Genomic DNA, 13611 nt, shown 5'->3' with positions numbered 1-13611 from the left:
TCCGGCGGGGGCCGCGTCGTCACGGCGCGGCCCCGGCCGCGGGGTCGTTCCCGGTCCGGGGCGGGACGCGTGCCCCGGGGGACCGGACGAGAGAGCGGAAGGAGGCGTCGTGAGCGGTCAGGACTGGCTGGAGAAGGACTTCTACGCCGTGCTCGGCGTCGCCAAGGACGCGGACGCGGCCACGATCAAGAAGGCGTACCGCAAGCTCGCCCGCACGATGCACCCCGACCACAACCCCGGGGACGCGGCGGCCGAAGCGAAGTTCAAGGAGGTCGGCGAGGCCTACGCGGTGCTCTCCGACCCCGAGCAGCGGCAGCAGTACGACCAGCTCCGGGCGATGGCCGGCGGCGCGCGGTTCCGCGCGGGCGCGGGCGGGCCCGGTGGTGCCGGGGGCGCGAACGGCGGGTTCGAGGACCTGTTCGGCGGCGTGTTCGGCGGCGGCGGTGGCACCCGGGTGCGGTTCCCGCAGGGCGCGGGGACGCCCGGCGGTGGCGCCGCGGGCGGCGGCGGGTTCGAGGACCTGCTGGGCGGCCTGTTCGGCGGCGGCGGGGGCTTCGGCCAGGGCCGCACGGCCCGGCGCGGCGCCGACCTGTCGGCCGTGACCACGCTGCCGTTCCGGCAGGCGGTCGAGGGCTCGACCGTGGCGCTCGGCGTCGAGGGGCGGACCGTCAAGGCCCGCATCCCCGCCGGCGTCCGGGACGGGCAGAAGATCCGGCTGCGCGGCAAGGGCCGCCCCGGGGAGAACGGCGCGCCCGCGGGCGACCTCGAGGTCACCGTACGTGTGACGCCCCACCCGGTGTTCGCGCTGGACGGCAACAACCTCCGGGTGACCCTGCCGGTCGCGTTCGACGAGGCCGCGCTGGGCGCCGAGGTGCCGGTGCCGACCCTCGACGGCGGCCAGGTGCGCCTCAAGGTCCCGGCGGGCACCCCGTCGGGCCGGACGCTGCGGGTCAAGGGCCGCGGCGTCACGACGGCGAGCGGCACCGGCGACCTGCTGGTCACCGTGCAGGTCGTCGTCCCGCAGCGGCTCAACGCCGCCGCGAAGGAGGCCGTGCAGGCGTTCGGGATCGCGACGTCCGGCGAGGACCCGCGGGCCGACCTGCTGGCGCGCGCCAAGGACTGACCCGGCCGACCGCGTCCCGGGGCCTCCGCCCCGGGACGGCGCCGGTCGGCCGACCCGGCTGGAGGAGGTGGTGGGGATGGTCTCGGAGGACGCGCAGGTCTACGTGATCTCGGTCGCCGCCGAGCTGGCGGGCATGCACCCGCAGACCCTGCGGCAGTACGACCGGCTCGGGCTCGTGCAGCCCGGCCGCACCCGCGGGCGCGGGCGGCGGTACTCGCTGCGCGACATCGCCACGCTGCGCGAGGTGCAGCGGCTCTCCCAGGAGGAGGGCGTCAACCTGGCCGGCATCAAGCGGATCCTCGAGCTCGAGTCCGAGGTCGACCGGCTCCGCCGCCAGGTCGACTACCTGCGCGCGTTCGCCGAGCCCGGGCGGCGCGTGTTCACCGCGCACCCGTCCGGCGACGTCGTCGCGGTGGGCCGAGGTCAGCGGCGGCGCGGCGCGGAGGCCCCGGCCGAGGCGCCGCGGCCGGGCGACGGGCGCGGGGCGATCGTGCTGTGGCGGCCCGGTGCGCGCTGACCGGCGGGTGTGGGCCGCGCGCCGGACGTGGGCCGACCGCCGGGCGCGGGCCGGGCTCGTCGCGCTCGCGCTGACGGCGGCGCTCGCGGCGGGCTGCACGCCAGGGACGCCCGGTGGGCCGGACGAGCAGGCGACCGGGACGGTCACCGCCGTGCCCGGGCCGAGCACCACCGCGCCGTCCCCCGCCCCGGCCGACCTGACCGCCGCCGTCGAGGCCGACCTCGCCGCGCTGGAGCAGTCGACCGGTCGGCGCGTCGGCGTGTTCGCGCACGACACCGGCTCCGGCGCCACCGTCGCGTACCGGGCGGACGAGCGGTTCGGCTACGCCTCGACGCTCAAGGCGCTGGCCGCCGGCGAGGTGCTGGCCGGGCAGCCGACCTCGGTGCTCGACCAGCCCCTGACGGTGACGGCCGACGACGTCGCCGGCGTCGGCCACGCGCCCGTGACGGGCGACTCGGCCGGCGCGGACCTGACGATCGGCGAGCTCGGCGCGGCCGCCGTCTCCGAGAGCGACAACGGCGCGCTCAACGTCCTGCTGCGGTACCTCGGCGGCCCGGCCGCGCTGCAGGCGGCGCTCGCGGCGCGCGGCGACGCCACGACGCTGGTCGACGCCGACGAGCCGGAGCTCAACGCGTTCACGCCCGGCGACCCGGCGCGGACCTCGACACCCCGGGCCCTGGCCGAGGGGCTCGCCACGTACGCCCTCGGCGACGCCCTGGACCCGGCCGTCCGCGAGGCGTACGTCGGCTGGCTGACCGCGAGCACGACCGGCCTCGACGCGATCCGCGCCGGGACCCCCGACGGCTGGCTCGTCGGCGACAAGACCGGGACCGCGGGGCGGTACGGGTCGCGGAACGACGTCGCGGTGGTCTGGCCGCCCGGGCGCGCGCCGATCGTGCTGGCGGTGCTGACCGACCACCCGGACGAGGACGCCGAGCCGGACGACGCGGTGCTGGCCGCGGCGGCGCGGACGGTCCTGGGCGCGTACGCGGCGACGTCCTGAGGCGGCCGGGGCGGCGGCCCGGACGTCGTCGGCGTGCGGGCCGGGCGGCGTCGCGGCAGGCTGCGGCCATGACGCGCCGGACGGACCCCGCCGAGCAGGAGGGTGCGGCGAGCGGCGCCGCCGGGCGGGATCCCGCCGAGCCGGACGCCGCCGGGCGGGGTCGCGACCAGCCGATCGGGGCCGACCCGCGCCGGTCGGCCGCAGCCGCGATCGGCTGGCACCCCCTCCGGGCTCGGGACGTGGCCGGCGTCGCGTGGACGAACGCGTGCGACGGCCTGCCGCCGGGCGTCCGGGGCCCGATGCGCACGGTCCTGGCCGCGTGGTGCTGGCCCGCGCGGGTGTCGTTGCTCGGCCGCGGGCAGTACCACCGGGACGACCGGCGGACCACGGTCTCGCTCGCCCGGACGCCGGTGCTCGTCTGGGCGCTGGCCGTGCTCGTGGTCCTGATCGTGCTGCTGCGCCTGGTCCGGCACGACGTGCTGACCGGGCCCGTCGTCGGCGGCGTGTTCCTCGCCTCCGGCGCGCTCCTGACCTACGGCCTCACGGTCGCGGTCCTGGAGTGGCTGCGGAACCGCGCCGAGCGGACGCCCGCGGAGCGCCGGGGCCTGTTCCGGGCCCCGGCGCGCTACGCGACCACCTGGTGGTTCGGCCGGGTCGCCCTGCGCGACCCCGACGCGGACCGGCGGGCGGCGCTCGCGGCGGCCGCCGAGCTCGTCCGGGCGGTCGTGCTGCCGGGGGAGACGGTGGGCGCGTCCGCGAAGTCCGACCGCCAGCAGCGGGAGCTGGAGGCGGAGGGCTTCGTCGAGCCGCGGGGCCACAAGGGGATCGTCGTCTACCCGCCGCCGGCCTGACGGACGCCGAGTGTCCAGAACCCCGCCGACGAACCGGGGCGAACCGGGCGGGTTTCTGGGCACTCGGCGCGGGCAGCCGCGCGGGGCGGAGTCAGGCCGCGGGGGCCGCGACCTCCTCGTGGACCAGGGCCGAGATGCGACGCTTCAGCGCGTTGAACTCCGCGGACGTCACGTCGCGCTCGCCGGCCAGGTCGATCCGGACGACCTCCTTCACGTGCCCCGGGACGCCGTGCGACGCGCCGCCCGCCATCACGACGACGCGGTCGGCCAGGAACACGGCCTCCTCGATCGAGTGCGTCACGAACAGCACGGTGGTGCCGGTGTCCCGGTGGATCCGGGACAGCTCGCCCTGCAGCGACGACCGGGTCAGCGCGTCGAGCGCGCCGAACGGCTCGTCCATGAGCAGCAGCGACGGGTCGTTGGCGAGCACCCGGGCGATGGCGACGCGCTGCTGCATGCCGCCGGACAGCTCGCTCGGGTACTTGTCCGCGAACCGCGTCAGCCCGACGGCCGCGAGGAACCGGTCGGTGCGCTCGGTGACGACGGACCGCTGCAGCCGGGCCTGCCGCGGCCCGTACGCGATGTTCTCCCGGACGGACAGCCACGGGAACAGGCCGTAGTCCTGGAACACGACGCCGCGCTCGGGGTCGGGCCCGGTGACCGGGGCGCCGGCGACGGTGACCGTGCCGGACGTGGCGTCCTCGAAGCCGGCGAGGATCCGCAGCAGCGTGCTCTTGCCGCAGCCGGACGCGCCGACGACGCAGACGAACTCGCCGGCCGGGACGTCGAGGTCGACGTCGGCCATCGCCGCGACGGTCCCGCCGGACCGGGTCGGGTACTGCTTGCCGAGGCCGGCGACGCGGACGTCGGCGGGCTGGCGGGGGCGGACGGTGCCGATGCGGGGCATGGCCGTCTCCTTCCGTGCGGGTCGGTGCGGGGTCGGGCCGGGGTCAGGTCAGGGTGGGGCGGCCGCGGGTGGCGAGCGCGAGCAGGCCGGTGAGCGCGCGGTCGGCGACGAAGCCGCACAGGCCGATGACGACCATGCCGGCGACGATCAGGTCGGTCTTCGACTGGTCGCGGGCCTGCGTGATCATGGCGCCGAGGCCCGTGTTGATGCCGACGGTCTCGCCGACGACGAGGATCACCCAGGACAGCCCGAGCGCGACGCGCAGGCCGCTGGCGATCGACCGCATCGAAGCGGGCAGCACGACCTTGTAGAGCACCTGCGCCTTGCGGGTGCCGAGCATCGCCGCGGCCTCCAGCAGGCGGACCGGCACCTGGCGCACGCCGGCGATCGTGTTGAGCAGCACCGGGAAGAATGCGGCGAGGAACACCAGGAAGATCGCCGACCCGTCGCCGTAGCCGATGATCAGCAGCGTCAGCGGCGCCCACGCGGTGACCGGGATCGGTCGGGCGAGGTTGACCGTCGGCTCCAGCATCCGGAACGCCAGCGAGAACCGGCCCATGACGACGCCGAGGGGGACGGCGAGCGCGACCGCGAGGGCGAACCCGGCGAGCACCCGCTGGGTCGAGGCCCACAGGTGCGCGAGCAGGGTGCCGCTGAACGCGTCGTCGACGATGCCGCCCACGGCGAGGTCGACCAGCCGGCGCCCGACCTCGAGCGGGGTGGGCAGGAAGCCCATCTTGATGCCGAACGGCAGCTCCCACGCCTGCTGCACGCCGACGGTCCACAGGACGAGGACGAGTGCGGGCACGGGCAGGGCGAGCAGGAGGGGGCCGACGCGGAGCCGGCGGCGCGGGGCGCGGGGCGCGCGCGCCGGGGCGGCGGCCGGGGTGGCGGTCCGCGCGGCGGGCGTCGTCGGCGCCGTGGTCGCGGCGGTGGCCGGGGTGGCCTCGGTGCTGGTCATGTCGTCTCCCTCGCGGGCGGGGTGCGCCGGCCCGGGGCGGCCGGGCCGGCGCACCGGGTGGTCAGGAGTCGCCGCCGGCCTCGGTGGCCTCGACGAAGGTGGTGTCCAGCAGCGCCTCGAGGTCCACGTCCCCGTCGATCTGCTTCAGCGCCGCCATCTGCTCGACGAGCGCGCCGACCTGCGCGGTGTACTCGTCGTCGATCTCCCAGCGGGGCCAGATGTTCTGCACCGCGGTGTCGACGACCGCCTGGTCGATGCCGAACTCCGCGACGACGCCGTCGGCCCACGCCTGCGGGTCGGCGGCCATCTGCTCGGTGGCCTGGACGTGGGTGTCGACGACCTGCTGCACCAGCTCCGGGTCGGCCTCGATGAGCTCGCCCGTCGTGTACAGGCCGATGTTCACGCGGCCGACCGGGGTGTCGTACGGGGACGCGACCTCGACGGCGCCGGCCTGCAGGGCGGTCGACGGGCCGAGCTCGGCGGACGCGAACGCGTCGATCCGGCCGGCCTCCAGCGCGCCCGCCATGTCGGAGAACGGCAGGTTGACCAGCTCGAGGTCGGAGTCGGCGTCCATCCCGGCCGCCTCGAGGGTGAGGCGGAGCAGGATCTCCTGCGACGAGCCCTGCGGGTAGCCGACCGTCAGGCCGGCGAGCGACTCGACGCCGTCCAGGCCCTCGCGGCCGATGATGCCGGACCCGCCGTCGGCCGCCGCGGCGACCACGACGACGTCCTGACCCGCGGCCGCGCCGGACACGGCCGACGGCACGCCGGCGACCCCGAAGTCGATGTTGCCGCTGACGACGGCGTTCTTGATGTCGGGCGAGGTGTCGAACTGCACGACCTCGAACTCGACGCCCTCCGGGGCGACGCCCTCGTAGAGGAACGGGGCGTACAGGTGCGGCTGGCCCTTGAGCGTGCCGACGGTGACGACGGTGGGGCCGTCACCCTCGGCCGGGGCTGCGCCCGCGGAGTCGGGGCTGCAGGCGGCGAGGCCGGCGACGGCCAGGACGGCGGAGGCGGTCACGAGGGGGCGGTTGAGGCGCACGGGGGATCTCTTCTCTCTCGGCGTGCGGGACGGGGGTCGGGGTGGGTCAGGCGGTGGGGTCGGCGGCGCTCGCGGCGACGGCCGCTCGCCACCCGCCGAGGTGCGTCACGTCGGCGGCGTCCGGTGCGGCGCCGGGCTGGCCGACGAAGCCGACGAGCTCGCGGCCGTCGTCGGTGCGGACCCGGCCGAGGCCGAGCGGCGCCGGGATCGAGACGAGGAGCCGGCCGAGGGCGTCGGGCGTGAGGAGGTACTCCTCGCCCTCGAGCTCGGCTCCGGTCCCGGGGGCGACGGCGTGCACGAGCGGCTTGGCCGGGGTCGTCGCCAGCGCGAGCATCCGGTAGTCGGGCGCGGTGCGGACCGGGCCGACCCAGCGGGCGCCCAGCGCCAGCAGCTCGGGGTGCAGCGGCTGCCCGCGCAGGTGGGCGCCGAACACGACGACCGGCACGCCTGTCGTCGGGAGCGGGGTGGGCGCGGGGGCGTCGGCGGCGGGCAGGTCGCGCCACCCGGCGTCGTCGGCCCGGCCGTCCCGCTCCAGCAGCACGGCGAGGTCGAGGGCGACCTGGTCGTCGAACGCCCGGGTGAGGACGGTGACGCCGGCCTCGCCTGCCCCGGTCGGGCCGAGCGGCATCGCCACGCCGGCCATGTCGAACAGGTTGACGAAGTTGGTGAACACCCCGAGCCGCGCGTTGGTGGTGAGCGGCGCGGCGGCCACCTCGGCCAGCGTCGGGTGCTCGGGCGCGGTCGGCACGAGCAGGGCGTCGCAGCCGTCGAGGGCCGCCAGCGCCGTGCTCCGCAGCGCGGCCACCTCGTCACGCGCGGCCTGGTACTCGGCGGCGGTGACCTCGCCGGCCTCCGCGGCGATCCGGGCGACCGTCGGGTCCGCGCCCTCGGGGTGGTCGGCGAGGAACGCGCCGAACGCCGCGTACCGCTCGGCGACCAGCCCGCCGCCGTAGAGCAGCCGGGCGGCGGCCAGGAACGGGGTCAGGTCGACGACCCGGGTGGTGGCGCCCGCCTCGACGAGCCGGGCGACCGCGGCGTCGAACGCCGCCCGCACCCCGGGGGCGACCTCGGCGAGGTCGGCGTCTCGCGGCACCGCCACGACGGGCGCGGCGGGCGCGGCGAGCCGCACGTCGGCCGGCCAGGTGCGCGAGGAGGGGTCGAGGGCGCTCGGCGCGGTCATCACGGCCATGGCGCGGCGGGCGAGGTCGAGGTCGCGGGCCAGCACGGTCACGCAGTCGTACGACGCGCACGCCGGCACGACGCCGTCCTTCGGGACGAGGCCCAACGTCGGCTTGAGCCCGACGACCCGGTTGAACGCGGCGGGGACGCGCCCGGAGCCGGCGGTGTCGGTGCCCAGCGCCAGGTCGGCGATCCCGAGCGCGACGGCGACGGCCGAGCCGGACGACGAGCCGCCGGACACCCGGTCCGTGGCCACCGCGCTCGCCACCGCGCCGTACGGGCTGCGGCTGCCGGTGAGCCCGGTCGCGAACTGGTCGAGGTTGGTCTTGCCGAGCACGACGGCGCCGGCGGCGCGCAGCAGGTCGACGACCGTGGCGGAACGCTCCGCCACCACCTGGTGCGCGGGGTGCGCGGCGGTCGTCGGCAGGCCGGCGACGTCGATGTTGTCCTTGACCGCGAGCACCAGGCCGGCGAGCGGCAGCGCCTCGCCGGCGGCGACCCGGGCGTCGACCGCGCGGGCCTCGGCCTCGACGTCGGCGCGGTCGCGCACCAGCGTCCAGACGTCCGGGCGGCCGGCCGCGGCGAGGTCGGCGAACGCCCGGGCGACGCGGTCGAGGGCGGTGCCGGCCGCGGGGGCGGCGGTGGTGCTGGTCGTGGTGGGGGCGGTCATCGCTGCTCCTCGCGGGCCATCATGCGGGTCATCTCCAGGGCCGCCGCGGCGCGCTCCATCACGACCTCCCGGGAGGCGCCGACGTGGGCGCGCAGCGCCTCCAGCGCCTGGGGGAGCCGGTCGCGCACCACGAGCTCGGCGATGCCGATGTGCTCGTCGATGGTCGCGGCCATCCGGTCCTCGGTGAGGTAGTCGTACATGCGCACCGACCGGATCCGGCGGTTCGTCTGGGCCAGCGCCTGGGTCAGCGCCGGGTTGCCGGACGAGTCGAGCAGCGTGAAGTGGAACCGCTCGTCCTGCGTCACGAAGCCGGCGTCCGGCGCGGGGCGGTCGTCGCGGAAGCCGTACCAGTGGTCCAGCTCGCCCTCGAGCCGGGTCCGGTCGTGGTGCACGGTCGGGTCCTCGAGCGCCCGGGTCAGGCCGCGCAGCTCCAGGGTGATCCGCAGCTCGTACAGGTCGGTCAGCTCGCCGAAGCTCGGGACGTACAGGTGCAGGCCGCTCTCGCGCTTCACCACGATCCCGTCGGCCAGCAGCCGGGCCAGCGCCTCGCGGACCGGGGTGCGGGACACGCCGTGCCGCTCGGCCAGGCGCTCCTCGGTCAGCCGCTCGTACGGGGAGACCCGGCCGCTCATCAGCTCGTCGCGGATCGTCAGGTAGACGCGCTCGCGGCGGGAGACGGGGGAGGCGGGGCTGCTGCCGGCGTCAGGGTCCGACGGCGCACCGGTCGCGGGGACGACGTCTGTGCTCATGTCTGTATACAGAACCGGGTACATGTTTCCGCACGTGGCGGCCGATGTTGCGGGCGCGTGACGTTTCGCGGAGGGCCCGACAGCTGCTCTCCGCGCTCGCGCGCGCGAGGCGCGGTGACCGATTCACCGCTCACGTGAGCGGAATCCTGGTCGCATGAGCGGTATGCTGGACGCCGAGGAGGTGCATCGTGGACCTCAGTACACCGATGACGAGCGTCCTGCCCTCGGCGCACGGACCGGTGCTTGCCGTGCTGTACCGATCGGGCCAGCCGCTGACCGGCCGACAGGTGGCCGAGCTGACGCACCCCCGCGTCTCCCAGAGCCGGACGGCGGAGATCCTGCGCGATCTCGCGTCCGCCGGACTCGTCAGCGCCATCCCGGCGGGCGCGGCCGTGCTGTACCGGATCAACGAGGAGCACCTGCTCTACGACGCGGTGGTCCAGCTCTCGACGGTGCGCGAGCGCCTGTGGGAACGGATCGCCACGGCGGTGTCCGCGTTCGACCTGCCGCCTCTTGCCGTCGTCGTCTTCGGCTCCGCTGCCCGGGGCGACGGTCACCCGGGCAGTGACATCGACCTGCTCGTCGTGCTGCCCGAGCAGGTCGACGAGACAAGCCTGCTGTGGTGGCACGACCTCGACGAGCTGACGAGCTCGATCCGACGGTGGACCGGCAACGACGTCGATCTGCTGACCTACTCGTCCGGACAGCTCGCCGAGCTTGCCGCCGCCGGCGAGCGTCTCCTCGCCGAGATCCGCAGGGACGGGCGGTTCGTCGTCGGCTCACGTTCGATCATCCCGAGCCCGGAGAAGGTGGCATGACCGCGCTGAGCGACGCCCGCGCACACCTGGCGAAGGCACGGGAGTTCCTGGAGGCGGCCGAGGTCGAGCTCTCCGGCGAGCTGTACACCGCGGCCGCGTCGAGTGCGGTCCTGGCGGGCATCAACGCCAAGGACGTGATCTGCCTGCGCACGACCGGGCGCACCGGGAAGGCCGACGACCACAGGGCCGCGGCCGCGGAGCTGGCGGCATCGAGCTCGGTCGGGCGCGGGCTCGAGCCGACGTTCCGACGGCTGATCGCCATGAAGACCAGGGCGCAGTACACGGCTGGTCCGATGGGTGCGGCCGACGCGCACAGGGCGGTCTCCTGGGCCGAGCGGATGGTGCAGTCCGCGGCGGACGTCGTCGCCTCCTGAGCCGCGCGGCCCGGCGAGGCGTCACGGCGGGCTGGATCCCTCACGGTGCGCGACACGCCGGTGCGGGCGCGACACGCCGGGTCTGGGCGTCCGCTCGCGCCGCGCCGGCGGGCGACGTGCGTCACGCCGCGGCGGGTGAAACGGCGTCCGTCCACATGTGCGCGGGCATGTGCGTCGACCTGGGGAAACCTGTGGACGAACGCCCTCCTGGGCAGGCCCCGACGCAGGGGCGCGTGTCAGTGGTCGCCCGTAGCCTGTGGATGAAGTCGGACAGCAGACGGCGGTGCACAGCCTGTGGAAACGACATGTGTGTAACACCAGCCCTTGTGGTCCCTTGCCGGGCGCACCACTAGGTGTAGTGTCGTGACTCGCCGCTGGACACCAGGCACCGGGGCGTCGACGAGACGCCCGCAGCCCGGACCGGGCGGCCCGAGAACAGCACCACGGCACCACCAGCAGCAGTGCGGGGCGGGCGCGGGGGCGCACGTACCAGCCAGGCCTTTTCACACCGGGGAGACAGCGATGACCATCACCGTCTACAGCAAGCCGTCCTGCGTCCAGTGCAACGCGACCTACCGCGCCATGGACAAGGCCGGCCTGCAGTACGAGGTCGTGGACATCACCGAGGACGCCGACGCGCGTGACTACGTCATGTCCCTCGGCCACCTGCAGGCCCCGGTCGTCGTGGCTGACGGCAACCACTGGTCGGGCTACCGCCCGGACCAGATCAAGGCGCTCGCCGACCGCGCCGCGGTCTCCGTCGCCTGACGCGGCCGTGCGCCGCCCGGTGACCCGGGCGGCCAGGCCGCACGGGTCCACGATCCACCCGGGCGGGGGAGGGGTGGGGCGATGAGCTCCCTGGTCTACTTCTCCTCCGTCTCGGAGAACACCCGCCGGTTCGTCGACAAGCTGGACATCGACGCCACGCGGATCCCGCTCCGTCCCACGGAGCCGTTCCTGCACGTGCGGGACCCCTATGTGCTGGTGGTCCCGACGTACGGCGGCGGCAACGAGGGCGGCGCGGTCCCGCGCCAGGTCGTCAAGTTCCTCAACGACGCCACCAACCGTTCCCTGATCCGCGGCGTGATCGCGGCGGGGAACACCAACTTCGGCGCGCACTACTGCATGGCCGGAGACATCATCGCGGCGAAGTGCCAGGTCCCGTACCTGTACGCCTTCGAGCTCATGGGAACGACCGAGGACGTGCGACGCGTCCGAGAGGGATGGGGACGATTTTGGCAGCGACACTCACCGACGCCGGCATGACCGACGCGACCGAGGTCATCACCATCACGCCCGAGATGGACTACCACTCGCTCAACGCGATGCTGAACCTCTACGGCGCGAACGGCGAGATCCAGTTCGACAAGGACCGGGAGGCGGCGCGGCAGTACTTCCTGCAGCACGTCAACCAGAACACGGTCTTCTTCCACGACCTGGAGGAGAAGCTCGAGTACCTGGTCGAGAACAAGTACTACGAGGCCGAGGTCCTGGCGCAGTACGACGCCGACTTCATCAAGCGGCTGTTCAAGCACGCGTACTCGAAGAAGTTCCGCTTCCAGACGTTCCTCGGCGCGTTCAAGTACTACACGTCGTACACGCTGAAGACGTTCGACGGGAAGCGGTACCTGGAGCGCTTCGAGGACCGCGTCGCGATGGTGTCGCTCGCGCTCGCCGAGGGCGACGAGACCTTCGCGCTGCAGCTCGTCGACGAGATCGTGTCCGGCCGCTTCCAGCCGGCGACCCCGACGTTCCTCAACCTCGGCAAGGCGCAGCGCGGCGAGCCCGTGTCCTGCTTCCTGCTGCGCATCGAGGACAACATGGAGTCGATCGCGCGCGGCATCAACTCCGCCCTGCAGCTGTCCAAGCGCGGCGGCGGCGTGGCCCTGCTGCTGTCGAACATCCGCGAGCACGGCGCGCCGATCAAGCACATCGAGAACCAGTCGTCCGGCGTCATCCCCGTGATGAAGCTGCTCGAGGACTCCTTCTCCTACGCGAACCAGCTGGGTGCCCGCCAGGGCGCGGGTGCGGTGTACCTGCACGCGCACCACCCGGACATCATGCGGTTCCTCGACACCAAGCGGGAGAACGCGGACGAGAAGATCCGCATCAAGACCCTGTCGCTGGGCGTCGTCATCCCGGACATCACGTTCGAGCTGGCCAAGAACAACGAGGACATGTACCTGTTCTCGCCGTACGACGTCGAGCGCGTCTACGGCAAGCCGTTCGCAGACGTGAACGTCTCCGAGAACTACCGCGCGATGGTCGACAACGGCCAGATCCGCAAGCAGAAGATCAAGGCCCGCGACTTCTTCCAGACGCTGGCCGAGCTGCAGTTCGAGTCGGGCTACCCGTACATCCTGTTCGAGGACACGGCCAACAAGGCCAACCCGATCAAGGGCAAGATCACGCACTCGAACCTGTGCTCGGAGATCCTGCAGGTCTCGACGCCGTCGACCTTCAACGAGGACCTGTCGTACGACCACGTCGGCCGCGACATCTCCTGCAACCTCGGCTCGATGAACATCGCGCTCGCGATGGACTCGCCGGATTTCGGCCGCTCGGTCGAGACCGCGATCCGCGCGCTCACCGCGGTGTCCGACCAGACCGACATCGAGTCGGTGCCGTCGGTGAAGCGGGCGAACCGCGGCGGCCACGCCATCGGCCTCGGGCAGATGAACCTGCACGGGTACCTGGCGCGCGAGCGGATCTTCTACGGGTCCGACGAGGGCCTGGACTTCACGAACATCTACTTCTACACGGTGGCCTTCCACGCCATCCGCGCCTCGAACCTGCTCGCCAAGGAGCGGGGCCAGGCGTTCGCCGGCTTCGAGGACTCGAAGTACGCGACCGGCGAGTACTTCCAGAAGTACATCGAGGGCACCTGGGTGCCGAAGACCGCCCGCGTCGCCGAGCTGTTCGCGACGGCCGGCGTGCACATCCCGACGCAGGACGACTGGCGGGAGCTGGCGGAGTCGGTGCGCGAGCACGGCATCTACAACCAGAACCTGCAGGCGGTCCCGCCGACGGGCTCGATCTCGTACATCAACAACTCGACGTCGTCGATCCACCCGATCGCGTCGAAGATCGAGATCCGCAAGGAGGGCAAGCTCGGCCGCGTGTACTACCCGGCGCCGTTCATGACGAACGACAACCTGGAGTACTACGACGACGCGTACGAGATCGGCTACGAGAAGATCATCGACACGTACGCCGAGGCCACCCAGCACGTGGACCAGGGCCTGTCGCTGACGCTGTTCTTCAAGGACACCGCCACCACGCGCGACATCAACAAGGCGCAGATCTACGCCTGGCGCAAGGGGATCAAGACGATCTACTACATCCGCCTGCGGCAGATGGCGCTCGAGGGCACCGAGGTCGAGGGCTGCGTCTCCTGCATGCTCTGACGTGAGG

14 protein-coding genes are annotated in these 13611 nt (G+C 73.9%); 9 read left to right on the top strand and 5 right to left on the bottom strand.

The genetic code is table 11. The features are described from left to right. The first annotated feature begins 109 nt into the window (after window positions 1-109). From Cpa01nite_RS06550 to Cpa01nite_RS06535, 4 genes are all read left to right on the top strand, one after another. The gene (locus Cpa01nite_RS06550) at window positions 110-1123 is read left to right on the top strand and encodes a DnaJ C-terminal domain-containing protein (protein WP_203667937.1); all 1014 of its coding nucleotides are present in this window, start codon (window positions 110-112) and stop codon (window positions 1121-1123) included. Between the two features lie 76 nt (window positions 1124-1199). Further along, window positions 1200-1640, top strand: coding sequence for a heat shock protein transcriptional repressor HspR (locus Cpa01nite_RS06545; RefSeq protein WP_203667936.1), 441 nt, complete (start codon window positions 1200-1202; stop codon window positions 1638-1640). After that, window positions 1630-2643 carry a class A beta-lactamase gene (gene bla / locus Cpa01nite_RS06540; protein ID WP_203667935.1) on the top strand — a complete coding sequence of 338 codons (1014 nt, stop codon included), beginning with the start codon at window positions 1630-1632 and terminating at the stop codon, window positions 2641-2643. The genes Cpa01nite_RS06545 and bla overlap by 11 nt, the downstream gene beginning before the upstream one ends. 68 nt (window positions 2644-2711) lie before the next feature. Further along, window positions 2712-3494 (top strand): hypothetical protein, encoded by a 783-nt coding sequence (locus Cpa01nite_RS06535; protein ID WP_203667934.1) that lies wholly within the window; start codon window positions 2712-2714, stop codon window positions 3492-3494. Between the two features lie 91 nt (window positions 3495-3585). Here Cpa01nite_RS06535 and Cpa01nite_RS06530 read toward each other — a convergent pair whose 3' ends face one another. The 5 genes from Cpa01nite_RS06530 to Cpa01nite_RS06510 all read right to left on the bottom strand — a co-directional run bounded on the left by Cpa01nite_RS06530 (window position 3586) and on the right by Cpa01nite_RS06510 (window position 9005). Continuing rightward, entirely contained in the window at window positions 3586-4401 is an 816-nt protein-coding gene (locus tag Cpa01nite_RS06530) for an ABC transporter ATP-binding protein (protein ID WP_203667933.1), read from the bottom strand. A 43-nt stretch (window positions 4402-4444) separates the two neighbouring features. Next, entirely contained in the window at window positions 4445-5362 is a 918-nt protein-coding gene (locus tag Cpa01nite_RS06525) for an ABC transporter permease (protein WP_239068584.1), read from the bottom strand. Window positions 5363-5423: 61 nt separating this feature from the next. Further along, on the bottom strand, window positions 5424-6386 hold the full coding sequence (locus tag Cpa01nite_RS06520) for an ABC transporter substrate-binding protein (RefSeq protein WP_239068583.1): 963 nt from the start codon (window positions 6384-6386) through the stop codon (window positions 5424-5426). Window positions 6387-6453: 67 nt separating this feature from the next. Next, window positions 6454-8256, bottom strand: a complete 1803-nt coding sequence (atzF, locus tag Cpa01nite_RS06515; RefSeq protein ID WP_203667931.1) for an allophanate hydrolase — start codon at window positions 8254-8256, stop codon at window positions 6454-6456. After that, entirely contained in the window at window positions 8253-9005 is a 753-nt protein-coding gene (locus Cpa01nite_RS06510) for a GntR family transcriptional regulator (protein WP_203667930.1), read from the bottom strand. The genes atzF and Cpa01nite_RS06510 overlap by 4 nt, the downstream gene beginning before the upstream one ends. 206 nt (window positions 9006-9211) lie before the next feature. Between Cpa01nite_RS06510 and Cpa01nite_RS06505 the strand changes: the two genes are divergently transcribed. The 5 genes from Cpa01nite_RS06505 (at window position 9212) to nrdE (ending at window position 13604) form a co-directional block, all read left to right on the top strand. After that, window positions 9212-9823, top strand: a complete 612-nt coding sequence (locus Cpa01nite_RS06505; RefSeq protein WP_203667929.1) for a nucleotidyltransferase domain-containing protein — start codon at window positions 9212-9214, stop codon at window positions 9821-9823. Beyond that, on the top strand, window positions 9820-10197 hold the full coding sequence (locus tag Cpa01nite_RS06500; protein WP_203667928.1) for a DNA-binding protein: 378 nt from the start codon (window positions 9820-9822) through the stop codon (window positions 10195-10197). Before Cpa01nite_RS06505 ends, Cpa01nite_RS06500 begins: the two co-directional genes overlap by 4 nt. Before the next feature lie 522 nt (window positions 10198-10719). Continuing rightward, window positions 10720-10965, top strand: a complete 246-nt coding sequence (nrdH, locus tag Cpa01nite_RS06495; RefSeq protein WP_147795259.1) for a glutaredoxin-like protein NrdH — start codon at window positions 10720-10722, stop codon at window positions 10963-10965. 81 nt (window positions 10966-11046) lie between these two features. After that, a complete protein-coding gene (nrdI, locus tag Cpa01nite_RS06490) occupies window positions 11047-11463 on the top strand; it encodes a class Ib ribonucleoside-diphosphate reductase assembly flavoprotein NrdI (protein WP_158370664.1) in 417 nt (138 codons plus the stop codon). Beyond that, the gene (nrdE, locus tag Cpa01nite_RS06485) at window positions 11460-13604 is read left to right on the top strand and encodes a class 1b ribonucleoside-diphosphate reductase subunit alpha (RefSeq protein WP_203667927.1); all 2145 of its coding nucleotides are present in this window, start codon (window positions 11460-11462) and stop codon (window positions 13602-13604) included. Before nrdI ends, nrdE begins: the two co-directional genes overlap by 4 nt. Window positions 13605-13611 lie beyond the last annotated feature (7 nt).

The sequence above is a fragment of the Cellulomonas pakistanensis genome (assembly GCF_016862755.1).
Lineage (GTDB): Bacteria > Actinomycetota > Actinomycetes > Actinomycetales > Cellulomonadaceae > Cellulomonas > Cellulomonas pakistanensis.
Note: the sequence above shows the minus strand (reverse complement) of the source record. Positions and strands in the feature narration are given on the sequence as shown.

What these genes read in the sequence shown, in the direction of transcription:
- Cpa01nite_RS06545 (WP_203667936.1), top strand. Translation starts at nt 1,200, where the DNA reads ATGGTCTCGGAGGACGCGCAGGTCTACGTGATCTCGGTCGCCGCCGAG.
- Cpa01nite_RS06535 (WP_203667934.1), top strand. Translation starts at nt 2,712, where the DNA reads ATGACGCGCCGGACGGACCCCGCCGAGCAGGAGGGTGCGGCGAGCGGC.
- Cpa01nite_RS06530 (WP_203667933.1), bottom strand. Translation starts at nt 4,401, where the DNA reads ATGCCCCGCATCGGCACCGTCCGCCCCCGCCAGCCCGCCGACGTCCGC.
- Cpa01nite_RS06525 (WP_239068584.1), bottom strand. Translation starts at nt 5,362, where the DNA reads ATGACCAGCACCGAGGCCACCCCGGCCACCGCCGCGACCACGGCGCCG.
- atzF (WP_203667931.1), bottom strand. Translation starts at nt 8,256, where the DNA reads ATGACCGCCCCCACCACGACCAGCACCACCGCCGCCCCCGCGGCCGGC.
- Cpa01nite_RS06510 (WP_203667930.1), bottom strand. Translation starts at nt 9,005, where the DNA reads ATGAGCACAGACGTCGTCCCCGCGACCGGTGCGCCGTCGGACCCTGAC.
- Cpa01nite_RS06505 (WP_203667929.1), top strand. Translation starts at nt 9,212, where the DNA reads ATGACGAGCGTCCTGCCCTCGGCGCACGGACCGGTGCTTGCCGTGCTG.
- Cpa01nite_RS06500 (WP_203667928.1), top strand. Translation starts at nt 9,820, where the DNA reads ATGACCGCGCTGAGCGACGCCCGCGCACACCTGGCGAAGGCACGGGAG.
- nrdH (WP_147795259.1), top strand. Translation starts at nt 10,720, where the DNA reads ATGACCATCACCGTCTACAGCAAGCCGTCCTGCGTCCAGTGCAACGCG.
- nrdI (WP_158370664.1), top strand. Translation starts at nt 11,047, where the DNA reads ATGAGCTCCCTGGTCTACTTCTCCTCCGTCTCGGAGAACACCCGCCGG.
- nrdE (WP_203667927.1), top strand. Translation starts at nt 11,460, where the DNA reads ATGACCGACGCGACCGAGGTCATCACCATCACGCCCGAGATGGACTAC.